32 protein-coding genes are annotated in these 22,193 nt (G+C 36.9%); 11 read left to right on the top strand and 21 right to left on the bottom strand.

What is annotated here, in order from left to right; genetic code table 11:
- Positions 1 to 13: 13 nt before the first annotated feature.
- The 3 genes from fosX to CUS89_RS13140 are packed head-to-tail and all read right to left on the bottom strand — an operon-like array spanning position 14 to position 1,362.
- Positions 14 to 412, bottom strand: a complete 399-nt coding sequence (gene fosX / locus CUS89_RS13150) for a FosX/FosE/FosI family fosfomycin resistance hydrolase (protein WP_104872455.1) — start codon at positions 410 to 412, stop codon at positions 14 to 16.
- A 13-nt stretch (positions 413 to 425) separates the two neighbouring features.
- A complete protein-coding gene (locus tag CUS89_RS13145; protein WP_104872454.1) occupies positions 426 to 884 on the bottom strand; it encodes a GNAT family N-acetyltransferase in 459 nt (152 codons plus the stop codon).
- Entirely contained in the window at positions 874 to 1,362 is a 489-nt protein-coding gene (locus CUS89_RS13140) for an ASCH domain-containing protein (protein ID WP_104872453.1), read from the bottom strand. The genes CUS89_RS13145 and CUS89_RS13140 overlap by 11 nt, the downstream gene beginning before the upstream one ends.
- A 250-nt stretch (positions 1,363 to 1,612) precedes the next feature.
- Between CUS89_RS13140 and CUS89_RS13135 the strand changes: the two genes are divergently transcribed.
- Entirely contained in the window at positions 1,613 to 2,116 is a 504-nt protein-coding gene (locus CUS89_RS13135; protein WP_104872452.1) for a phosphoribosylanthranilate isomerase, read from the top strand.
- 258 nt (positions 2,117 to 2,374) lie between these two features.
- Here CUS89_RS13135 and CUS89_RS13130 read toward each other — a convergent pair whose 3' ends face one another.
- The 4 genes from CUS89_RS13130 to CUS89_RS13120 form a co-directional block, all read right to left on the bottom strand.
- Positions 2,375 to 2,851 (bottom strand): hypothetical protein, encoded by a 477-nt coding sequence (locus CUS89_RS13130; RefSeq protein ID WP_104872451.1) that lies wholly within the window; start codon positions 2,849 to 2,851, stop codon positions 2,375 to 2,377.
- Positions 2,852 to 3,013: 162 nt separating this feature from the next.
- Complete coding sequence (locus CUS89_RS16150; RefSeq protein ID WP_019723294.1) at positions 3,014 to 3,178, bottom strand: hypothetical protein; 165 nt, start codon at positions 3,176 to 3,178, stop codon at positions 3,014 to 3,016.
- 321 nt (positions 3,179 to 3,499) lie between these two features.
- Positions 3,500 to 3,838 carry a metal-sulfur cluster assembly factor gene (locus tag CUS89_RS13125; protein ID WP_104872450.1) on the bottom strand — a complete coding sequence of 113 codons (339 nt, stop codon included), beginning with the start codon at positions 3,836 to 3,838 and terminating at the stop codon, positions 3,500 to 3,502.
- A gap of 248 nt (positions 3,839 to 4,086) precedes the next feature.
- Positions 4,087 to 5,016 carry a YitT family protein gene (locus CUS89_RS13120; protein WP_071867157.1) on the bottom strand — a complete coding sequence of 310 codons (930 nt, stop codon included), beginning with the start codon at positions 5,014 to 5,016 and terminating at the stop codon, positions 4,087 to 4,089.
- Positions 5,017 to 5,190: 174 nt separating this feature from the next.
- On the opposite strand from CUS89_RS13120, the gene CUS89_RS13115 reads away from it, so the two are divergent.
- On the top strand, positions 5,191 to 5,685 hold the full coding sequence (locus tag CUS89_RS13115; protein ID WP_019723741.1) for a YajQ family cyclic di-GMP-binding protein: 495 nt from the start codon (positions 5,191 to 5,193) through the stop codon (positions 5,683 to 5,685).
- Between the two features lie 61 nt (positions 5,686 to 5,746).
- On the opposite strand, the gene CUS89_RS13110 is transcribed toward CUS89_RS13115, so the two are convergent.
- Positions 5,747 to 8,095 carry an ATP-dependent DNA helicase gene (locus tag CUS89_RS13110; RefSeq protein ID WP_104872449.1) on the bottom strand — a complete coding sequence of 783 codons (2,349 nt, stop codon included), beginning with the start codon at positions 8,093 to 8,095 and terminating at the stop codon, positions 5,747 to 5,749.
- 316 nt (positions 8,096 to 8,411) lie between these two features.
- Here CUS89_RS13110 and CUS89_RS13105 point away from each other — a divergent pair, with 316 nt between their 5' ends.
- From CUS89_RS13105 to CUS89_RS13095, 3 genes are all read left to right on the top strand, one after another.
- The gene (locus tag CUS89_RS13105) at positions 8,412 to 9,038 is read left to right on the top strand and encodes an MBL fold metallo-hydrolase (protein ID WP_010735633.1); all 627 of its coding nucleotides are present in this window, start codon (positions 8,412 to 8,414) and stop codon (positions 9,036 to 9,038) included.
- 23 nt (positions 9,039 to 9,061) lie between these two features.
- On the top strand, positions 9,062 to 9,766 hold the full coding sequence (locus CUS89_RS13100) for a histidine phosphatase family protein (RefSeq protein ID WP_104872448.1): 705 nt from the start codon (positions 9,062 to 9,064) through the stop codon (positions 9,764 to 9,766).
- 153 nt (positions 9,767 to 9,919) lie between these two features.
- A complete protein-coding gene (locus tag CUS89_RS13095) occupies positions 9,920 to 10,753 on the top strand; it encodes an undecaprenyl-diphosphate phosphatase (RefSeq protein ID WP_066025946.1) in 834 nt (277 codons plus the stop codon).
- Between the two features lie 136 nt (positions 10,754 to 10,889).
- On the opposite strand, the gene abc-f is transcribed toward CUS89_RS13095, so the two are convergent.
- A complete protein-coding gene (gene abc-f / locus CUS89_RS13090) occupies positions 10,890 to 12,473 on the bottom strand; it encodes a ribosomal protection-like ABC-F family protein (protein ID WP_104872447.1) in 1,584 nt (527 codons plus the stop codon).
- 111 nt (positions 12,474 to 12,584) lie between these two features.
- Positions 12,585 to 12,719 carry a hypothetical protein gene (locus CUS89_RS16445; RefSeq protein ID WP_258082433.1) on the bottom strand — a complete coding sequence of 45 codons (135 nt, stop codon included), beginning with the start codon at positions 12,717 to 12,719 and terminating at the stop codon, positions 12,585 to 12,587.
- A gap of 262 nt (positions 12,720 to 12,981) precedes the next feature.
- Between CUS89_RS16445 and CUS89_RS13085 the strand changes: the two genes are divergently transcribed.
- Together CUS89_RS13085 and CUS89_RS13080 are read left to right on the top strand one after the other, a co-directional pair.
- Positions 12,982 to 13,314, top strand: a complete 333-nt coding sequence (locus CUS89_RS13085; RefSeq protein WP_104872446.1) for a PadR family transcriptional regulator — start codon at positions 12,982 to 12,984, stop codon at positions 13,312 to 13,314.
- Complete coding sequence (locus CUS89_RS13080) at positions 13,311 to 14,267, top strand: permease prefix domain 1-containing protein (protein ID WP_104872445.1); 957 nt, start codon at positions 13,311 to 13,313, stop codon at positions 14,265 to 14,267. Before CUS89_RS13085 ends, CUS89_RS13080 begins: the two co-directional genes overlap by 4 nt.
- Before the next feature lie 181 nt (positions 14,268 to 14,448).
- On the opposite strand, the gene CUS89_RS13075 is transcribed toward CUS89_RS13080, so the two are convergent.
- From CUS89_RS13075 to CUS89_RS13030, 10 genes are all read right to left on the bottom strand, one after another.
- A complete protein-coding gene (locus CUS89_RS13075; RefSeq protein WP_104872444.1) occupies positions 14,449 to 14,688 on the bottom strand; it encodes a hypothetical protein in 240 nt (79 codons plus the stop codon).
- Positions 14,689 to 14,707: 19 nt separating this feature from the next.
- Positions 14,708 to 15,037: a hypothetical protein gene (locus tag CUS89_RS13070; protein WP_104872443.1), complete on the bottom strand. Its 330-nt coding sequence runs from the start codon at positions 15,035 to 15,037 to the stop codon at positions 14,708 to 14,710.
- Positions 15,038 to 15,039: 2 nt separating this feature from the next.
- Complete coding sequence (locus CUS89_RS16440) at positions 15,040 to 16,278, bottom strand: hypothetical protein (RefSeq protein WP_104872442.1); 1,239 nt, start codon at positions 16,276 to 16,278, stop codon at positions 15,040 to 15,042.
- Positions 16,265 to 16,684, bottom strand: a complete 420-nt coding sequence (locus CUS89_RS13060) for a DUF1310 family protein (RefSeq protein WP_104872441.1) — start codon at positions 16,682 to 16,684, stop codon at positions 16,265 to 16,267. Before CUS89_RS13060 ends, CUS89_RS16440 begins: the two co-directional genes overlap by 14 nt.
- 129 nt (positions 16,685 to 16,813) lie before the next feature.
- Positions 16,814 to 17,098 (bottom strand): hypothetical protein, encoded by a 285-nt coding sequence (locus tag CUS89_RS13055; RefSeq protein ID WP_104872440.1) that lies wholly within the window; start codon positions 17,096 to 17,098, stop codon positions 16,814 to 16,816.
- Positions 17,082 to 17,495 carry a DUF1310 family protein gene (locus tag CUS89_RS13050; protein ID WP_104872439.1) on the bottom strand — a complete coding sequence of 138 codons (414 nt, stop codon included), beginning with the start codon at positions 17,493 to 17,495 and terminating at the stop codon, positions 17,082 to 17,084. The genes CUS89_RS13055 and CUS89_RS13050 overlap by 17 nt, the downstream gene beginning before the upstream one ends.
- An 18-nt stretch (positions 17,496 to 17,513) precedes the next feature.
- Positions 17,514 to 17,741 (bottom strand): hypothetical protein, encoded by a 228-nt coding sequence (locus CUS89_RS13045; RefSeq protein ID WP_104872438.1) that lies wholly within the window; start codon positions 17,739 to 17,741, stop codon positions 17,514 to 17,516.
- On the bottom strand, positions 17,728 to 18,156 hold the full coding sequence (locus CUS89_RS13040) for a DUF1310 family protein (protein ID WP_104872437.1): 429 nt from the start codon (positions 18,154 to 18,156) through the stop codon (positions 17,728 to 17,730). The genes CUS89_RS13045 and CUS89_RS13040 overlap by 14 nt, the downstream gene beginning before the upstream one ends.
- Positions 18,157 to 18,174: 18 nt before the next feature.
- Entirely contained in the window at positions 18,175 to 18,402 is a 228-nt protein-coding gene (locus tag CUS89_RS13035; protein WP_104872436.1) for a hypothetical protein, read from the bottom strand.
- Complete coding sequence (locus tag CUS89_RS13030; RefSeq protein ID WP_104872435.1) at positions 18,392 to 18,817, bottom strand: DUF1310 family protein; 426 nt, start codon at positions 18,815 to 18,817, stop codon at positions 18,392 to 18,394. The genes CUS89_RS13035 and CUS89_RS13030 overlap by 11 nt, the downstream gene beginning before the upstream one ends.
- Before the next feature lie 432 nt (positions 18,818 to 19,249).
- On the opposite strand from CUS89_RS13030, the gene CUS89_RS13025 reads away from it, so the two are divergent.
- The 4 genes from CUS89_RS13025 (at position 19,250) to rpsT (ending at position 21,014) form a co-directional block, all read left to right on the top strand.
- Positions 19,250 to 19,705: a DUF441 domain-containing protein gene (locus tag CUS89_RS13025; protein ID WP_010735644.1), complete on the top strand. Its 456-nt coding sequence runs from the start codon at positions 19,250 to 19,252 to the stop codon at positions 19,703 to 19,705.
- A 70-nt stretch (positions 19,706 to 19,775) separates the two neighbouring features.
- The gene (locus CUS89_RS16435; protein ID WP_010735645.1) at positions 19,776 to 19,901 is read left to right on the top strand and encodes a hypothetical protein; all 126 of its coding nucleotides are present in this window, start codon (positions 19,776 to 19,778) and stop codon (positions 19,899 to 19,901) included.
- Between the two features lie 196 nt (positions 19,902 to 20,097).
- The gene (locus CUS89_RS13020) at positions 20,098 to 20,367 is read left to right on the top strand and encodes a hypothetical protein (protein ID WP_065096764.1); all 270 of its coding nucleotides are present in this window, start codon (positions 20,098 to 20,100) and stop codon (positions 20,365 to 20,367) included.
- A gap of 392 nt (positions 20,368 to 20,759) precedes the next feature.
- Positions 20,760 to 21,014: a 30S ribosomal protein S20 gene (gene rpsT / locus CUS89_RS13015; protein WP_104872434.1), complete on the top strand. Its 255-nt coding sequence runs from the start codon at positions 20,760 to 20,762 to the stop codon at positions 21,012 to 21,014.
- Between the two features lie 112 nt (positions 21,015 to 21,126).
- On the opposite strand, the gene holA is transcribed toward rpsT, so the two are convergent.
- Positions 21,127 to 22,173 carry a DNA polymerase III subunit delta gene (holA, locus tag CUS89_RS13010; protein WP_104872433.1) on the bottom strand — a complete coding sequence of 349 codons (1,047 nt, stop codon included), beginning with the start codon at positions 22,171 to 22,173 and terminating at the stop codon, positions 21,127 to 21,129.
- Positions 22,174 to 22,193 lie beyond the last annotated feature (20 nt).

Genomic DNA, 22,193 nt, shown 5'->3' with positions numbered 1-22,193 from the left:
TGAAAATTTATAGTTATTCTTCATACCTCTTCAAACGCTCATTTAGATTCCCCGCATGGAGTTCAAATAAATGGTCATCATCATCGTAAAAATAGATGGATGTCCCTTCTCCTGATACACGAGAACGTCCTTCTTCAATTTTGAGGTCAAGAAGACGAAGTTTTTCTTTATATAATGGAATTTGTTCCGGAGTGATTTCAAAAGCAACATGATTGTAAGTTTTGGGAAGCTTTGTCTGCTTATCTTCCATCAATGCCACCCACAGATCACCGATCAATAAGAATGTTTCTGGAAATAAGGAGTATTGTTTCTCCTTGCTTGAATACACTTCTTTTGCATCAAAAATCTCCGTAAAGACTTCTGTCGAACGTTTAAGATCACGAACGACAAACGTCATGTGCGAAACTTTCATCTTCGTCTCCTTTTTAGTTAAGACTTTTTAGCATTACCAAACACGGATTCCACTCATCCCATAACGTTGGGAATACTTCTAGCTCAACAAAACCCATCCTTCGATAGAATCCAATCGTCTGATCATAGATCGCGTAATGCCCTTCGGCGACTGTTTTCACTTGTAAAAATAGGTAATGTTCTCTTGCATACGATTCTAGCTCTCCTAGTAATCGCTTACCTAACCCTCGATGATGATAGGCTTTTTTGATTCCCATACAATAGATCTCACCGGTGGCTTTACTTGTTTCTTTTAAACTGATGAACCCTATTGGCTCGCTAGCTTCTTGTAAGACCCACAATGGATACTTTTGGCATTCCTCAACATATTCTTGTGTCGAATCTGGCAAGCCAAACCACTCTGGCAAATCATTCAAGATTTCTTGGACGATTTTTTTCTTTTCTATTGCTTCTTCTACTAAATCAATATGCATTGGTTTCCTCACTTTTCGGCAAATATCGATCAACAAGTTGGAAACGTTCAAAGACGATTTTCGTTTCTTCATTGAGCAATAGTCCATGTTCTTCATAATAAGGTTTGAAATAGTTGTAATGTCCCTTTTGCCAATACGCAAGAGATAAGTCGCCTTCACCTTCCGCAGCTGCCTGTTCTTCGGTGATTTCTTTCCAAGGGAGGATCAACACTTCGACAGTCTGGATAATACCAATCGGTACATCAGAGCCATTCACAACCACGGAGTAGTCGCCAACTTTAGGTAAAGGTTCGTGATCCATTTGGTAAAGCGCATATCCCGAACTTGTCCCAGTTTTCTTTCCTTCTAACACCAAATCTGCTAATTCATCTGCGTGTTCTTTCGTATTTCCAAAAGCAAAAATTTCATATAATGACGCTTGTGGCACATTTTTTTTTGAGCAAAAGCTTTCCCAATATCCTTGTGCTTCTAGGTTCAATCTGTCACCAACTTTCTGATTGATAGTAAATCAAGTGTACCAAAAATAGGAAGACTAAGCCATTCACACTCAATTTTTACAACTCCTACAGTCAAATCTATAGTTGCTCACCAGCTTCATTTCTTAAATACAAGAAATAAAAAAACTAGACTCACTTTTTGAGAGAATCTAGTTTTGGTTTCAGGATTTAATGGAAGATTAGACCTCCACTTTGTTACAATAAATGCAAACAAAGAAAAGGAGAAAATCCATGGAACTTTATTTCAAAGAATTTTTACTGATCACGCAAAAATTAAACAAGCAACAGATCACTCCGCTACTACTAGGTTCATTAGGCTTGTCTTACTTAACAGATATCGACTGGCAACCAAGAGACATTGACATCCATGTTCCTGGCGATCCCCGTGGTTGGGAAGCACCCGATGAAGATCGCTTGCACAATTGGCAAAGCATCGTAAAAATCATGGAAACGTTGAATTACCAACTAGTTGATTTACACGAACATGAATTTGCTAAAGATTCTTATACCATCCAATTTGGCAGCATGGACAGTCTTCTCGCCTTTGCAGGTATTCCACTTAATGAACTCTCTCTAATCAGGATCGACGACTGTTCCTTTTACTTACCTACAGCGGAACAATATTTAAAAATCTATCAACGTTCCGCTAAAGATAGTTACCGTGCAGATAAAAATAATCATAAGGATCTAGCAAAGATCGAGTATTTAGAAAAGTACTTAGATGGGAATACGTAATAAGTGATTTTAAATGATTGAGTTACTTTTACTTATAATCAAAATATTTAATTAAACATTGCATCAAGTCTATTCATTGAATAAAAGACTCTCTTATCAATTTTTTAATTGATCGCTAAGAGAGTCTAAGATCCTATTTCTTATTTATTTTTATATCGATAAACAAACAAGCTATATGTACTCAAAAAAATTCGTCTAGAAGAGAGAAGCTATCATAAAAAATGATGTACTCTTAATTAATTTCTACGTATTTATTTATCAATCAAATGAGTTAGGCATTGAAAGCACCATCAACTGCAACTCTTGTCCAATTTGTGATATAAATGTTTCTCCAATTTCACGAAATCCAAATTGTTTATATAAATCCATTATCTTAGGAATACAAATACTATCAAGTATTATTAATTTTCCACCAATTGATCTTCTAGCATCGTCAACAATAAGTAAAGCTTCTTCAATGATTTTTACTCCTGAAAATTCTTTAGAAAAATAATCATTCTTTGCGACATGAGCAATTAGATAAGAGGGTGCAACACCTACCTTACTCGGCGATTTCCCGTTAAATACTAATTTCTTTTTCTCTTTTATTTCAAGCTTGCTAATATCTAAATCTTTGATTGCTAACGTAAAAAAACCTAAGAGATGTTCTTGTGTTTCGTCTTTAAAAATCAAGTACGTCCTTGTCGCATGATAAAGCTCTTTTTGTATGGCATCATGTTTTAAAAATTCAGTCATTTCTGAATTGTTTCCACAAAAAAAGAAGATTCTACAAAGTTCGAAAAGCGTTCTCTTACCTTCTTTCTAAGAGCTTTATTTCCAATCTCAATTTCCTCTTCTTTAATTACTTCAACCAGCATTTTGATCTGTTTACTTAATGAAATCACAGTATAGTCCATATTATTTTTTTCTCATCCAATTAGGTACTTGATCCTTGTTACTAATACGATCACTAGATTTCTTTTCTAATAAGTCATAGAATTTTTTTGTAGGATGCGTATTTTCAATAATTTTGACATCTTCATTAGATAAAATAATTGGACGTTCTAAACTTATGTTTGCCATAAATACCGACTCCTTATTATTATTAACTACATGATATATTATATCATTTCATCTCAGTGATTTAAATGCGTTACGCACAAAGTACACACGTTATACCTAGCAATACTCAAAATTTATGATTACTGATTATTCTATTGATTCAATATTTTTGCAATTTCCAAACTCTTCTTCATAAAATTCACTCATGTAAAATGATTAAATTTATCGTTGTATTTACACAATCTACTTGGAATAAAATTTTTGCCAACAAAAAAACCCCTTTATTAACTTTTCCTAAAAGTTAATAAAAGAGTTCAGCGTTTATTTTATCATTAGTTGTTTCTAACGAATCCCAAGCGCAATCCGTGCATAACGACTCATTTTGTCGGTCGTCCATGCGGGATACCACACTAATTTGACTTCTGCTTTTGACACTTCTGGTACTTCTTTTAGTGCATCATGGATCGATTCAGTCAAGATATCAGCTAACGGACAGCCCATCGTTGTCAAAGTCATTTTAACGACGGTTTCTCCATTTTCAGGGTCAAATTCGATTTCATAGATCAAACCTAGGTTCACGATATCGATTCCTAGTTCTGGGTCAATCACCATTTCTAACGCGGTGAGAATTCGCTCTTTGATTTCATCTACTTCTTCAGCAGACCATTTTTGTTCACTCATTCTTCGGATTCTCCTTCTCACAATTTTTGTTTATCATACCTTTTTTTAAGGGGGTTGTAAATATTCATTTGGCTAGCAAGGTCTGGACAGTAGTGTTTCACCTCAAGAACTATGATAACAGCTACGCAAATTGTTTTTCAAATTTTTTTATAGATCATCTTAGTTCCGAAGAAGTTACTTCTATTTCCACCAGTTATTCGATTCAAAAGCGACAAACAAGGTTGTAGATTTGTTTATCTATCACTTTTTTATTTGCTTTTTGCCTTTTTAGATGCATGTTTGATTTCAGGAAGAACCCCTGTTGAACGATACATTTTTTGTTCGTTCTCATTGGCAAAGCGACCAAAAACGGAATGCGTTGGTAAAATATTGATGAACGCATCTTCGTCGATCTCATGGACGATTTGATCAAGATCATACATTTCGTAACGTGTGATGACCATCATGATCATTTTTCCTTCACGCTTTGAATATCCGCCAACTGAAGGTAAGAGAGTCATCCCACGAACCATGCGTTGTGCAATTTCAGCAGTCACTTCTTCTGGTCTCACTGTGACGATCATGGCGGTCACTTTTTGGTGACTCGTATGGATCGCATCGATGACTTGGGTCATTGCATAGATCGAGATGATCGTATACAAAGCACTTTCCCAATTAAAGAGGAAGCCAGCTGCTACGACGATAATGCCATTTAAAATCAGCATATAGTTTCCTACGGTTTTCCCTGTCGTTTGAGAAAGAACCAATGAAATGATGTCCATTCCACCAGTCGTAAAACCCATTTTTAGAGAAATACCGACGCCGACGCCAAGTAAAACACCACCGACTAATGCATTCATCAGTATATTATCTGTTACCTGTCCTGTCGGTAAAACTGTCGTCATGACTGACACACAAACAACGTTGATGAAACTAAGTACAGTTGCGCGTTTTCCGACTTTTAAAAAGCCTAGTATAAATACAGGAATATTCAATAGAAAAATAAACGTTCCAGTATCGACATCTATATGGACCCATTCAGATAATAGTGAAGCAATGATTTGGGCGATCCCGTTCATTCCTGCAGAAAAGACGTTGGCTGGAATCAAAAAATAATTCAATGCCACCGCTGCAGACAAACCGGTCATCAAGATAACCACTATTTTCTTAAGATTTTCGTTTCTTTGATAGACAGTCATGAATCTGCTCACAAGCACCTCTCCTTTTCAAGTTTATTCCAAATGTAAGAATAACAGTTTCTTCCAGAAAATAAAATAGCGACTACTTAAATGAGAAGAATTTTAGTAAAGATGTCACAAAAAAAATAAGCCTATGCTACAATAAAAGAAAACCGAATGAACGAGGAGGACATTATGGCAAAAGATGCAAGTTTTGATATCATTTCAGAAGTATCTGTTGAAGAAGTAAAAAATGCAATCCAACAAACCACAAAAGAATTAACTAACCGTTTCGATTTCAAAGATTCAACGGTTGAGATCAAGTTAGAGAATACAAATAAACTAGTTGTTCTAAGTGACGATGAATTTAAAATCGAACAAATCAAAGATGTTTTGTTTGGAAAATTGAATAAACGCAATGTGCCAATCAAAAATATCCACTTTTCTGAGACGGAACACGCTTTAGGTGGTAAAGCGCGCCAATCTGCTGATCTAGTCAATGGGATCGACCGAGATAATGGTAAGAAGATCACGACAGCGATCAAAAATGAAAAACTAAAAGTGAAAACACAGATCCAAGAAGACCAGATCCGAGTAACTGGTAAAAATCGTGATGACCTCCAAGCAGTGATCGCACTTTTAAGAAAACTAGACTTGCCGATCGAATTGCAATTTACGAATTATCGTTAAGTAATGAATAACTTTTGACTTTCTGTCATAAAAAAGGACAAGCATTATGCTTCGTCCTTTTTTAGTGGTCTTGCCAAAACTGACGGATAGTTTGTGATAACGCTTCAACTGTCCGAACTTCTTTTGCTTGATGCCAATGTGGCGGGAACAGTTTGCGGTAATTCGATGAGGAAAAGCGCTGATCGGCTAAAAGCACAATGCCTTGATCCTCCATATCTCTGATCACTCGCCCAGCTGCTTGCAATACTTTATTCATTCCTGGTAACTGGTAAGCATAAGCAAAACCTAGCTGTTCTTTTTCATCATAGTAAGATTTGATCAACTCTTGTTCATGATTCATCTGGGGCAAACCGACACCAACGATCATACTACCAATCAAGCGTGAGCCACGTAGATCGATTCCTTCTGAAAAGATTCCGCCAAGTACACAAAAGCCTACTAATGTTTCTTGCGGTTCGACTATAAATTCTGCTAAGAAATCTTCTCGTTCTTGCTCATTCAACTTGGTTCCTTGGATAAGTGTTCGAGTCGAAGGGTAAGTTTCTTTAAAAGCTTCTGCAACTTGATCCAAATACTGATAGGAAGGAAAGAAAATCATATAGTTACCCGTCTTCCCTTCAATGAAACGTTGAATCGTTTCTACTAGACGTGGCATACTCTGCTCTCTTTTGCGATAAGTGGTTTCAAGATAACTTGCTATAAGTACTTGTTGATTCTCAATTGGGAATGGACTAGGTAAGCGATACGCTAAACTCTCTTTGCCTCCTAGTGTTTCTTGATAATAAGAAAGTGGTGAAAAACTCGCAGAAAACAAAAGACTACTCCGCCCTTTATTCAGCGATTGTTCTAAAAATAAACTAGGATCGATACAAAATTGCTTCACGATCAAATCATGATAACTTTTCTCTACAGTCGTTTCATAATGATCGTCATAGAATTCACTGATTTTTAAAAAATGATTCAAGTCAAAATAAAATCCTAAAATTTGCTCTTGCATCGGATGCTCAGGATATTCAGCCAACCATTCTTGAATGAACTCACCGAGTTGAAACCCTGCGTTGATCAATGTATCCGCTGGGGCTTTTTGATGATGGTAATTCCACCCTTCTTCAAGGGCAATTTCTTGGATCTGATCAAAAGCTTTTAAAAGACGATTCCATCGACGACGTAGTTTTTTAAATTCCTTCGGGATCTCTCCATAGAGCTTACGCGCTTTGCCATAAGATAATTCAGCAGAATACATCTCTCTTGAACGGTTGACTAAATTGTGTGCTTCATCGATCAAGAAAAGATGACCTTCATTTTTCTCTTCTTCAAAAAATCGTCTCAAATAAACCGTTGGGTCGAAAAGATAGTTGTAATCTCCGATGATCACGTCACACCATAAGCTGACATCTAAAGAGAGCTCGAATGGACATAATGTATGTTTCTTCGCATATTTCTCAATCACCTCACGAGTGATCTGGTTTTCGTGGTTCAATAAATCCCATAGCCCCTCATTGATTCGATTATAATAGCCATTTGCATAAGGGCATTGGTCAGGGTTACACGTCGTTTCATCTAAGAAACAAATCTTGTCTTTCGCTGTCAAGGTCACACTTTTTGTTTCAGCCCCGACATCTTTCAACGCTTCTAACGCATCCTCAGCCACCTGTCTTGTAATGGTTTTCGCGGTTAAGTAAAAAATACGTTCTCCTTCATCTTCTCCGATCGCCTTTAAGGCTGGGAATAATGTCGAGATCGTTTTGCCAGTACCAGTGGGGGCTTCCGCGAACAGTTTTTGTTTTGTCCGGATCGTTTTATACGCTGCGACTGCCAGTTCTCTTTGTCCTTTACGATACTCTTCGTATGGAAACTTTAGCGCCATCAATGAAGCATTACGTACTGTACGCCAATTTTCCTGAAAAATCAGCCACTCTTGGTAATCTTCAGTCAGTTTTTTAAAAAACAGTTCTAATTGTTCTCTTGTCTGGTGTTCAACTTTTCGTGTGATCACTTCTTCTGTGGTTTGATAATAGGTTAGCTGGAGGTTGATCTCCTCTAAGTTGTTTTCCTGGCTATAAATATAGGCATATACTCTTGCTTGATGAAAAAACAATTCGACTTGTTCGGGTTCTAAATCTTCAAAGCGTGGTTCCGACGTTTTGATTTCGTCGATATAGTACACATCATTTTTTTTGAAGATACCATCTGCTCGTCCTTCAACGACCAGTTCATAGGAATCAAGCTGTACACTAGTTTGTAAAAACACTTCTTTTTGATACTCTTCGCCTGCTTCTTTTTGGAGCTTGCGGTGGATTTTTGCACCTTCTAAGGCGGTATGATTACTTTTCTTTCGATTATCGATACTCCCGCGACGCAAGATGAACTCGACTAAATGACGGACGGAGATTTTAGATTTTTTCACCATGGTCGCCTCCTTCTTGTACTAGAGTACCGCAAAATAGACTGTTTCGCAAAAAACAAAAACACCCTGCTCGGATAAGCAGGGATATAGGATATAGAATTTGGATTTTTGGATACACTCAATGTAACAAGACTAAATGAAAAAACAATGAAAATTTTCTATTCTTCCGTTTAAAATTTTTAAACACTTTTCATATAATCTGACAATTCAGATAACTACCGTTATAAAAGTAGACACTTTTGTTTCTGATCTCTATTTGCGTTATACTTATATCGAACGATAGAAGAAAGAAATTTTTAAAAGTTGGAGGTTTCCTTTTATGCACGTTTTACAATTGAAAACTGGAACAATCGAGGAAAACTGTTACCTTGTCTACAATGACGAAGCGCTTCTGATCATCGATCCAGGAGCTGACGCTGAAATGATCCAAGAACAAATCAAGAAGACCCAGCAACAACCCGTCGCTATCTTATTGACGCATACCCATTACGACCACATTGGCGCTGTCGAAGCATTGAGAAATACCTATGACATCCCTGTTTATGTCAGTCCATTAGAACAAGAATGGCTTGGAGATCCAATCTTGAACCTCTCAGGACTTGGTCGCCATGATGATATGGATAATATCATTGTTTCTCCCGCGGAATATGAATTTGAAATGAAACAATACCGTCTCGGCAACATGTCATTTGAGGTCGTTCCAACACCTGGTCATTCAGCCGGTAGTGTTAGCTTTATTTTCGATGACTTCGTGATATCTGGAGACGCACTCTTTAAAGGGAGTATCGGTCGCACCGATCTCTACACCGGTAATTTAGAGCAATTACTCTATAGCATCACGACACAACTTTTTGTTCTACCAAATGAATTTGTGGTCTATCCTGGCCATGGAGAACCAACAACGATTGAACACGAGAAGAAAACAAACCCATTTTTTAACGCTTAATCAAACTTAGGAGGTCGTTCAACATGAGTGAAACAACCCTGTATATCGTCCGTCATGGTAAAACAATGTTCAATACGATTGAACGTGTGCAAGGCTGGTGTGACACACCATTGACGAAACAAGGACAAGAAGGTATCCATTTTTTAGGTAAAGGTCTAAAAGATATTGATTTTTCTTACGCCTATTCAAGCGACAGTGGCCGAGCAATCGAAACGGCACGGATCGTTTTGAGCGAACATACGAAAGGGAAAGAAATTCCTTACTTCATTGATAAACGGATTCGTGAGTGGTGCTTTGGTTCGCTAGAAGGTGGCTACGATATGGAGATGTGGGGTGTCATTCCTCGCGTATTGAACTTTCAAACGTACGATGAGATGTTCACCACAGATGTCACCTTTGAACAAATCGCTGATGCCATCTATGAAACGGATACTGCGGGTTGGGCGCAACCTTATGCAGAATTAAAAGAACGTGTTTGGTCAGGTTTTGAAGATATCGCCCATCAGTGTGAGAAGAACAATGGTGGCAATGTTTTAGTCGTCTCCCACGGGTTGACGATTGCCTTCCTTCTTAGCTTGATCGATCCTTCTCAACCAGTTCGTGCTGGCTTGTTGAATGGTAGTGTCACAAAAGTAACCTATAAAAATGGTCGTTTTTCAATTGAAAGTGTCAATGACACAAGCTATATCGAACAAGGAAAGCAACAAACAAGAGAATCCTTTATGTGATGACTCGTTGAATAAGTACATTGAAGTCTTTTGATTTCAATGTACTTTTTTTGAACTCCTTTATTTTTGTTTTAATCTCAAAGAAACAATTTGGCTTTGGAAACAAAGAACGGTATACTAAATGTTGTATTTTAATTGGGAAGGAAGGAATTTATGTTTTTTGCAAATATCATAAAAGCAGCGATTCTCGGAATCATTGAAGGAATCACAGAATGGCTGCCAATCAGTAGTACAGGACATTTGATCTTAGCAGATGAATTCATCAAGCTTGATGCGAGTTCGCAATTCATGTCGATGTTCAATGTCGTGATCCAATTAGGAGCGATCTTAGCCGTCGTTGTTTTGTATTTCCACAAGTTGAACCCTTTTGCGCCAAGTAAATCCTCGATCGAGAAAAAAGATACATGGGTTTTATGGTCAAAAGTACTTGTTGCTTGTGTTCCAGCAGCTATTATTGGTTTATTATTGGACGATTGGTTAGATGCCCATTTCTATAAATTTTTACCAGTAGCGATCGCCTTGATCGTTTATGGTATCGGCTTTATCATCGTCGAAAAACGAAACAAAAATAAAACACCTCGTTGGTCGAATCTGAACGATTTGACTTTCCAAGCAGCGATCTTGATCGGCGCTTTTCAAGTCTTAGCGTTGATACCTGGGACTTCTCGTTCTGGGGCTACGATCCTAGGGGCAATCCTTATCGGTGCTTCTCGCTTCGTTGCAACTGAGTTCTCATTTTTCCTTGGTATTCCAGTGATGTTTGGTGCCAGTGGATTAAAGATCGTGAAATACCTTGCTGATGGCAACAGCTTCCAAATGGAAGAAACAGTTATTCTTTTAGTAGGTACTGTCGTTTCATTTATTGTTTCGATTTTTGCGATCAAGTTCCTGATCAACTACTTGAAACGTAATGACTTTACTGTTTTTGGTTGGTATCGTATCATTTTAGGGATCATCTTGATCGGTTACTGGTTTATCGCCATGTAATGACTCTATATATCCATCGCTGACCAGCTAAATGATTGGTAGGCACAACAGATATCAGCTTAATCAAAACAAAATAGTAGTAAGCTCACGCACCCTTGAGCTTACTACTATTTTTTATTTTATATACTTCTTTGGTCTAAAACAAATGATCCTCATACAACAACTTTTCGATTTTTTCATTTTTCACTAACAATATCTGCTCGAAATTCTTTCGTAAGAAATAGCGATCATGAGTGACTGCTAAAATGGTACCGGTAAATGTAGACAATAATTCTTCGATTTCTTCTCTTACATAGATGTCCAAGTGATTGGTCGGTTCATCTAAGATCAATACATTGATTTTCTTCTGGAACAGTTTCAAAAGATACAACCTTACTTGTTCCCCTCCAGAAAGATCTTTGATCCTTTTGGCGACATCCCCACTGAAGAATCCAAAACTCGCTAATACTTGTCGCGCTTTCTGTTCATCAGGTATCAGATACTTAGCATAATTCAATATTCGTTGTTCTGGTCGGTCAAATGTCAATCGTTGAGGCAAATAACCAATTGCCAGACTAGCACCAGTTTTGATTGATCCTTCCTCTACATCCATTTCTCCCATCACTACTTTTAATAGAGTTGATTTACCAGAACCATTCTTCCCTAATATAGCGATCCGCTCACCACGATAAACCATAAAAGAGCTATCTGAAAACAAACATTTATTCCCTACCGTTTTCTTTATTTTTTTGGCAATCAACACTTCTTTCCCCGATAGATTATCTTGACTGATCGTAGTCAGCTTTTTGCGAGGGACCTTTGGCGCATTGATCAGTGTCATTTTTTCTAATCTGCGTTCGATTTCTTTTGCTTTTTTGAAGAATGCTTCGTTGTCCCCTTCATTTCCCCATTGACGATAGCGGCGAATCATTACTTTCAGTCGTTTGATTTCTTTTTGCTGAAGTTCATGATTTTTTTGAAGTTCCTGTATCCGTTGTTTCTTCAACGTCATGTAACGACTATAATTTCCCGAATATTCGATTATCTGACCGTCCTCGATCTCCATGATTTTTTTAACTACATTGTCAAGGAAAGCTCGATCATGGGAAATCACGAGGAACGCACAAGTTGTCAACCTCAGATATTCTTCTAACCATTGTACGGAGTCTAGATCAAGATGGTTGGTTGGCTCATCTAATAGAAGGACATCGTTTTCTTGTAATAATACTTTGGCTAATTCTACTCGAATACGTTCGCCTCCGCTTAATTGATCAAGTGGTGTTTCAATTTGTTCATCAAGGCCTAATCCTTTCAAAACACTCGTGATCCGATCTTCTAAGCCATATCCGCCCATCGTCTCAAATCGTTGCTGTAAGTCGCCATAGACTTTCATGATATGGTCCAGATCTTCCGTTGCGATACACATTTTTTCTTCATAGTAATTGAGTTGTGTTTGCAATTCTTGGATGTCCTTGAAGCTTTGATGCACATAGTCAAATGTAGCGATCGATCCATTTTCCATTTTCTGTGGAATGTAACCAATCGACAATCCTTTTTTCCTACTAACTGTCCCTTCATCAATGCCTTCCGCCCCCATCAAAATTTGAAGAAGGGTTGTTTTCCCGGTTCCATTTTGTACGATCAATCCGATTTTATCTTGTTTATTGAGTGTGCAACTCAAATGTTCAAAAAGTGGTACTCCACTATAATTTTTATTGATCTTATTCGCTTGAATATACATTTTCTCGCTCCTTGAGACCAATCAAAAAAGCCATGAAAAAATTCATGACCTGTTGTTATTTCATTTATTTGGTACTTAGCTAAAAATGGAATAAACATATTGAATGGTCATTTATTTTTGATTGATATTTCTATTTTTAAGCGCACTGATGCCTTGGATAGAAAATACAAAAATAATTGCATGACTAAAGTTAATATGATATCTAGAATAATTATCTGCTTCTGTTATTTTAGTCAAGCTGCCCATTACATATGTCCCTCCTTTTCACTCTATATTTATATCAATTGTACCAAATCACTTATCAAAGCTCAAATGAAAACGAAAACAATAAAATCTTGTCTAAATATTGTGACATTTCCCCAGATATTGTCTCGCAAATAGATTTCTAACAAACAGACTCAGACCTAAGACTGAATTCTAACTAATTTATTTAATTTACTTTACCTGTCGTAGTAATTGTTTTATAATTATTACGACAGATGGAGTAATTGAAAAAGGAGGCGATCAAGTGATATCAAGTGATGCAATTCGTGGATACAATGATGCCATCATTTTATCCATTCTTTCCAAGGAAGATTCCTATGGTTACGAGATCTCGAAGCAGATCCGGGAAGGAACCGATGCGCTATATGCGATTAAGGAAACCACTTTATACTCCGCTTTTACGCGCTTAGAAAAGCAAGGACTGATCCTTTCGTATCCTGGGGAAGTCACTCATGGAAAGAAACGGACGTACTATCGAATCAGCGATGCCGGGGAGAATATTTTGAAAGAAAAAAAAGAGGAATGGCAACAAACGAAAATCGTTGTTGACCGTTTTCTACAAGGAGGAGAACTATGAAAACCATTCAGGATTACTTAGATAGTTTATTTTTAAATGTGCCGATCACTCCTGAAACAAAAAAAGCCAAAGAAGATCTATTGGCAATCATGGAAGATCAGTATCATGGATTATTAGAAGAAGGAAAATCAGAGCATGAAGCCATTGGTGCAGTCATCAGTGAATTTGGCTCTATTGATGAGATCCTCCAAGAATTGGAACTTTCTCGTTCATCACTTGATGACGAAGTTTGGGAAAACGAGATTGAAATCGATGAAGTGATTTCATTTTGGAACCAAGTTCGTCGTTTCTCTCTTTTTCTTTCAACAGGAATTGCTAGTTGTATCTTAGCTGTAGGAATGCTCGTATTTTTTGCTAATGGTATCAGTGAGATCATCGGTTTTCTGGCAATGTTTCTTCTGGTTGCTTTAGGCGTTGGTTTGATTATTACTACAAGTTTGAGCTATTCAGCTAGTAAGAAGAAACTGAATGATCGTCCCTATTCACAGCAAGTAAAAGTCGAAGCAAGACAACAAACAGAAGATTATGCGAAAAGTTTCCGCGTAGGGTTAGTTTTTGGCATTATTTTATGTATCCTTTCAGTCACACCTATCTTTGCAAATAGAGCCTTTGGCTTACCGATTGGATTGGCTTTGCTACTTTTCTTCGCTGCCGTGGCACTCGGCGTCTTCTTTATCGTCTATGTCAGCATCATCTACACTTGGTTTTCAAAAGTGGCAGAAGGCACGTTCTTTATCTCAGATGAAGATGAGCCAGGACCCCGAGCATCTCAACACATGTACGGAGACTCAGCAGAAGCGATTCGTTTATTTGAACGTCTCTACTGGCCAGGTATCTTCATCATTTACATGGTTTGGTCCTTTTTAACTCGAAGCTGGGGCTACTCTTGGCTTATCTTTGTGTTAGGTGGCGTATTAGAAGATTACTTCCTTGAAAGATTAAAACGTAAATAGCTTCTCTATTGAGGTCGGGATAGAAGTGTCTAGCCTCAAGAAATAAGGCGCCATCCACGAAAATCGTTCTTAAAATTTTTGTGGATGGCGCCTTGTTTTTCGAAGAGGTTACTTTTGTTCCCACCGTTTACTCAGTTTAGGTAATGCGAGAGAACGGATGTCCCAGAGACTTTTCTGTTTTCTAACTAAAAGCTTTTGTTATGTCTTTGACCACGTTCGTTGCCTTATCGACCCATTCTCCTTTTGCCGCATCAGCTAAACGATCGGTATACTGTTTTGTCCTATCTTTTAATTCTTGGTTTGTGAGATCTCGCGTGACTTGGATCGTATTCTTTTTTGTATCTGAACTGGCACGGCTATGACTAGCAATAAACCAAGTAATCAATGCTTTTTCTAGTCCCCTTATTTGCTCATCAAACATTGCTATCTTCCCCTTCCATTTATTGATTTTTATGATTTAATTTAGCTGACTGATAGTTTTGCTGATTTTCTGCTAATTCGTCTTCAATCCTATGTAATGCTTTACGTACTAGATATTGTCCTTCTTCGTTTGCATTATTGATTAAACGATACGCGATACGAGGATCGATATTTCTTCCATCTGAAAATGTTCGTTGTGTCAAAGGGATTTTTTCTCCTAGCTGATCTAAGTAACGTCCAAATGAACGTTTTTCTGCTTCAAGATCCGCTATTTTATTCTCTAATTCATCTTTCTTGTGCCAATAATCTTCTTCGATTTTTTTCATTTCTTTCGACTCATTATTAGCCATCACTAAAATGTTCCTTTCTTGAATTGGCTCGCTAATTCACTATCCAATTGTATTTGCTGATCGATCGTCCGATTGATTTGGTAGATCAGATCTTCGTAACTTGATTTGATCGAGCGAAGTTGATTCAACGCCGCTTCATAGTCAGTGACTGGTTCGATTAGTACGTGTTGTCGAGTCACCCCTCCTCGCTCTAACGCTTCTATTTGTTCCATCTCTGTAAGATTGCTTCCATATGAACGCGCATTAGCGATTGTATCTTGCCACAGTTGATTCGCCTGATCGATGCCTGTTTGATAGACCGTCATCAGTTCAGTGATTTTTTCATCAATCGCTGTCTTCATTCCTGAAACAATGCTTTTCGCTTGAACTGCATCCAGGTATACTTCTTTAGCTGCCGACATTCCACCTGTTTGTCCGCTCCATTCACTTTTAATACTAGCAATCGATCTTTTTTTCAATCGTCTTTGATACTCTGCTAATACAGTACCACTGCCATTCGTTGTTAATAAAGCACCATCTTCCTCAAATTGGTAACCTCCCCACATATGTTGATCGATCGTGCGTCTCAAGCCCAGCTGTTCAGATAGTGGATAAACGATCTGCCCAACTGCCTTTTTGCCTCCCCCATAACCAATCGCAACTAAGTCTTTTGAGTCAATGTAATTCAAAAGACGATACTCTTCGGTCAAATAATCCGCTTGCCGTTTTTGCTCAGGCGTTAATACCTCATAGATATTCGGTCCCTGATACACATAGCCATAAACACGATCCGCATCACTTGAAGAAATACTCGCTAACGCATATTGCGCATTCATTGATCCTAAAGAATGACCATATACATTAAATTCAGCATTTGGATAAGCTTCCAATGTTTGTTGTAGTGTTGTCGCAGAAGATTGAAGCTGAGGCATCGCTGCTGCCCCACCACCATTGATCACCTGAAAAGCTGTAAAAATATTATTGTACTGCCAATCTAATTTGGCATCTAATGAAGAATCAAACGACGAACCACGATATAAAACCGTGACTTCTTTTATGCTTTCCCTTTCGCTGAGAGGTGCTGATAAGGGAACATAGTTGTCGGTGATGATAAAGGATTGTTCGCCGGTGATTTTGCTGTTGATGTGGGAGACGTAACCGATGTTTAATTTATTATTATTAATTGAAAAAGGACTGTACAATTCTATACTTTTATATTGCTTTTTTGCTATTTCAACCTTATCCTGTTCAGTATAATTCATCATCATCCATCCTTTCTTTTAATAATTTATCAAGTTCACGAGACCAACCTCCACCGCTGTTTTCCAATTCCCCATTTATTCGATAGCGGTCTAAGTTATTAAAAACAATCAACCTATTATTTTCATTAATGATTAGATCTATATCAATACCCCCCATTGGATTTCTCTTGATACTTTCATAATCAATTTGATAACTTTGTATGACTCCTTCAGATGTTAACGCATTTGGATCTATGTTTTTTAGCCCTGTTTCCAAAACGATTTTTGCTTCTTCACTATTTACAACTTTGACCATTTCTTCTTCTAACTTCAAATGGTCCATATACATTGTTCCTCCAATCCATAATAGGCATATACCAGTGATGATCAACAATATTTGGCGCTTTTTGATCGGTTTTCGCTTCATAAATGACCTCCTTTTTCTTTAATATTTTTATGTTATCTCTTTTTTTAAGAGTTTTTTTCAGGCTATACTTATTCTATGTACACATATTCTGTCTATAAAGGAGACAAAAATCATTTTTCAAAAGATTGATTACCGCCAACCCAATTCAGCATCTAATGAAGAATCAAACGACGAACCACGATATAAAACCGTGACTTCTTTTACGCTTTCCCCTTCGCTGAGAGGTGCTGATAAGGGAACATAGTTGTCGATGATGATAAAGGATTGTTCGCCGGTAATTTTACTGTTGATGTGGGAGACGTAGCCGATAATCATTTTATCTTTATTTAAGGCAGTGGAATTTGTTAACTTTAAATTATCGTATTGTTTTTTCGCAAGCTCAACTTGAAATTCATCACTAATTGCTATATTCATTCAACAACACCCCTTCATTAAAATTTAATAATTCCGAAGCGTAACTAAATGCACCATTTTTTAATACATCATTTTTTTTAGTTAACGTGAAATTGATGTATAGTTCTTCACTACCGTTTACATGGATAGTTACATTTATCCCGCCCATTGGATTTCGCCTTATAGAAGATTCTTCTATTTCATACAGCTTGATCTCAGCTTCCTCAGTAAATGCTTTTTGGTCAAATGTTTTTAAAGTTTCCTCAAAAATTTCTTTTGCTTCTTCACTTTTGACTACCTTATTCATTTCTTCTTCTAACTTCAAATGGTCCATATACATTGTTCCTCCAATCCATAAGAAGCATATGCCAGTGATGATCAGTACGATTTGGCGCTTATTAATCGGTTTTCGCTTCATAAATGACCTCCTTTTTCTTTATGTTTTTATATTATCTCTTCTTTTAAGAGTTTTTTTCAGGCTATACTTATTTCTATGTACACATATTCTGTCTATAAAGGATTGTTCGCCGGTGATTTTGCTGTTGATGTGGGAGACGTAGCCGATGAACTCTTTATCCTCATTTTTAAAGAAAGGCTCTTTTAAGCGCAAAGTTTCATATTGTTGCTTGGCTATTCCAACCTTTTCTTTTTCAGTATTCTTCACTATCTTCCCCTCCTTCTTTTAGTAATTCATATAGGTCAGAAGTAGTACGCACAATATCATTTTTTAGCTTACTTAGCTCCCCATTTATCTGATTTCGATCTAGTAGATTAAAAACAAGTAACTTATCATTATCATTTATAATTAGAGGTACACTAATCCCACCCATTGGATTTCTCTTGATATTTTCATAATCAATTTTATAATTTTTTATTACTCCTTCTGATGTCAACGCATTAGGATCTATGTTTTTTAGCCCTGTTTCCAAAACATTTTTTGCTTCTTCACTATTCACAACTTTGATCATTTCTTCTTCTAACTTCAAATGGTCCATATACATTGTTCCTCCAATCCATAAAAGGCATATGCCAGTGATGATCAGTACGATTTGGCGCTTATTAATCGGTTTTCGCTTCATAAATGACCTCCTTTTTCTTTATGTTTTTATATTATCTCTTCTTTTAAGAGTTTTTTTCAGGCTATACTTATTTCTATGTACACATATTCTGTCTATAAAGGATTGTTCGCCGGTGATTTTGCTGTTGATGTGGGAGACGTAACCGATGAACTCTTTATTAGTATTTATAAAGATTTCTCCTTTTAGATGTAAAGCTTCGTATTGTTGCTTGGCTATTTCAACCTTTTCTTCTTCACTATTCTTCACTATCTTCCACTCCTTTTTTCAATAATTCATGTAGTTCATAGGTAGTATCTGAGCTACCAATTTTTAGCTCACCTAGCTTGCCATTTGCCAAATTGCGACTTAGGAGGTTGGAAATAAGTAGCTTATCATTATCATTAATAATTAGGGGTACACTAATCCCACCCATTGGATTTCTCTTGATATTTTCATAATCAATTTTATAATTTTTTATTACTCCTTCTGATGTCAACGCATTAGGATCTATGTTTTTTAGCCCTGTTTCCAAAACATTTTTTGCTTCTTCACTATTCACAACTTTGATCATTTCTTCTTCTAACTTCAAATGGTCCATATACATTGTTCCTCCAATCCATAAAAGGCATATGCCAGTGATGATCAGTACGATTTGGCGCTTCTTGATCGGCTTTCGCTTCATAAATGACCTCCTTTTTTATTATGTCTATCATTGTTTTGTCGACAGCAGTATGTCACAGTTTTTATGTATGTTTAATTGATCAAGCAATGTATGGAATGACCTGCCACATAATCTTATCCTTTTTTTTCATTCCCTCTTATGTAATTACGCCATTTCAGCTGACTCTCACAAACATTCACTCTTTCACTTTTATATATTGTTGATCTGTTACTTTTTTCACATCAAGTATACAGGATAAATCAGACACTCTATTCTTTACCTCATAAAAACATGTTTTGACATCATCAACGTAGGTATTTTTCTCATTTTTGTATTCTGACCTATTTATTTGAATAGTATTTTTTTCCGTGTTCTAAAAATATTTCGTTGGAGGCTCTTTTGCATCGTATTGAAAAAATGGTATGATGAATAATTAGAAAGTGAGGTTTTTTGATGGAAAGTTGGTTATTTCTTGGGTTGATCATGCTGGTTGCCGTCCTTGCTAAAAATCAAAGTCTGATGTTAGCGACTGGTTTTATTTTACTTGTTAAGTTTATTCCTGCATCAAAAGATTTTTTGACATGGCTCCAAGGCAAAGGGATCAATATTGGTGTGACGATCATTACTGCGGCGATCTTAGTGCCTATAGCTACAGGTGACATTGGTCTAAAAGATTTGCTTGATGCGTTCAAATCACCTATGGGTTGGGTAGCGATCTTCTGTGGTGGCTTAGTTGCTGTATTGTCGTCTAAAGGTGTTGGCTTGATTGCGACAGATCCTCAGATCACTGTGGCTTTAGTTTTTGGAACGATCTTAGGTGTTGTCTTTTTAAAAGGGATTGCAGCAGGACCTGTGATTGCTTCTGGAATCGCCTATTGCATTCTCCAATTGTTTTCGTTTAATAAATAATGATGCATCTAGTGGTTGAGAAAAGGATAATTTTTTTGTTCGTGGTATACTAGTTTTGAGGTGATCGCATATGCAAAAACTAAAATATTTCTTTGGGACTGTTGGATGGTTTTTATTGGCTGTTCTATTGATTATTGGGTTGACCTACTTACTATTTCCAGATTTGATCCAAAATGTCTTTGATGCCAATTTTTAATATACGTAACTATTTTTTCAAATCTCTATAAAAAACAGCTGGAAAACTTGAAGAATCGTGGTATTATTCAAGTTCTTTCGGCTTTTTTTTGGCTTGGTGCTTCTTTTTTGTTATACTAGGTGTGAGTCCACCTCTTTTATGCAGGAAATTTTAAAAGAAGTGCGAAATGTTTGATTTAGAAGAAAGGAAGACGCTCGTGGAAACTTTTGAAGGTCTTTTGATTGATACCTATGTTTTACAAGAACAACCAATGATGTTGACTGGTTTGAATCTCCAACTTGAAGATCGAATGATCAATTGTCTGATCAAAGATCGCTACTTGGCAAAATATGTTTTACGCTTACCTTTAAACAAATATGTATTGGAAGTTAGCGGGAAATGGAATCGCCGAAATCAATTAGTCATCAAACGCATGATGATCAAAAACATCGATGAATACATCAAAATCATCGGAACACCTGAATAACTCATTTTCATGGATTTTCATTAGTTATAAAATAACTAATCTATGTTAACGTTATGATTCATTGATTTGAAGCAATCGTATCCCTTTTCAAAAAAAACTTTGCAAACGGTTGACTTTGTTATATACTATTCCAGTACCAAACATCCCATTCAATTATTTATTTACCAAGATAAATTAAACCACGTTTGGTTAAGCGCTCGTTGTCTCCCACAACAGCGCTTTTTCTTTTCTCTTTTTCTTCTAACAAATCTACTATCTCTGATATTTATTACGTGTTAAGGAAAAAAACTTGTCATGTTGATATTGCAATGCGCGCTCGCATTAGGTATAATAATGAATGTTGAATTATGCGGTAACTCGCGTAAGAACTTTACTTATCGGAGGTGAAACAAATGCCAAACATTGAATCTGCAATCAAACGTGTTCGCACAAGCGAAAACGCGAATGTAAAAAATTCATCTCAAACTAGTGCTATGCGTACTGCAATCAAAAAATTTGAAGATGCTGTAGCTTCAGGTGCTGACAACGTAGATGCGTTATATAAAGACGCTGTTAAAGCGATCGATATGGCTGAAACTAAAGGTCTTATCCACAAAAACAAAGCAAGCCGCGACAAATCTCGTTTAAGCAAAAAAATCGCTAAATAAGGAAATCGGCCACGGCCGGTTTTTTTATTTGCTTTTCTATACACAAACACACAGTTCTTCGCTGATCCTTCTGATCACCGACAAAACTGTGTGTTTTTTGTTGCGATTGTCTTTACTTGTTTTTGAGTCTTTCAGCTGCCTGAAAAACGAATAATTGAAAACTCAATTTCTTTTCGATTTGCCCACTTTTCACTTGATAGTCCATCTCGACTAATTGGTCGAACAATTGGATCAGTGTTTGTTCGTCAAATTTCCTAACTTCTTGCATCGCCAATTTCACGCGATATGGATGGATTTTCAAGGTTTCTGCAATGTTTGCTTGTTGATACCCGATTTTGACTAGAAACTTCGTTTGAAGATACAATCGTAATTGGGAAAGTAAAATCGCATTGATCTTGATGATCTCCTCCCCTTGTGTGACTAAATCTTCAAATAATCGCAAGGTGTGCTCTGTATCTCCAGAAAGCATGTATTGTGTCATGTCAAAGATATTGTGTTCTAATGTCTTAGGTACTAATTGCTCAATTTCTCTCGCAGAGATGGCTGATTGATTCTGCCCATACAATATCAATTTATCTAATTCTGCCATCATTTTTGATAAGTCTAAATCAGTCAACCGTAAAAAGAGATCGATTGCTTTACGATCTAGAGTGAGCGGTGTATTTTCTAATGTATTCAATAAATATTGTCGCACTTCTTTTTCATTCAACTGTTGAACATTGATCGATACCGCTGTTTTCTTCAATTGTTTAGTAACTTTTTTGCGTTCATCTAGTTTTTCGTAAGGCGCAAAAAAAACGAGTACGGTTGATTCAAGCGGTTCTTTTAAATAGTCTACTAAAAGATCCGTATTTTGTTCGATACTGTTGCTGCTTTTTTCACCCGTCAAAAAATAAGGGTTCTCGACAAAAACCACACGTTGATCACCGAAAAACGGTAAGGTTTCTGCTTCTGCAATGACGTCATCGATCGTTGCTTGGGTCATATCAAATTTTAGAAAATTGAGATCATCTTCTCCTGATATTTGTATTTTTTTGAGGATTTCTGTACGCACTTGGTCTTGTAAAAACTTCTCTGTCCCTAAAACGAGATAACAAGGTGCGAGCTTATCTTTACGTATTTTTTGTAGTTCAACTTGGATACTCACATCTCTCACCACTTTCCAATTTATCCTATCAC

Origin of the sequence: Enterococcus mundtii (assembly GCF_002947535.1) — a bacterium.
In the GTDB taxonomy this organism is placed as follows: Bacteria; Bacillota; Bacilli; order Lactobacillales; family Enterococcaceae; genus Enterococcus_B; species Enterococcus_B mundtii_B.
The sequence above is the reverse complement of the archived record's forward strand: the minus strand, read 5'-3'. Positions and strand labels throughout refer to the sequence as shown.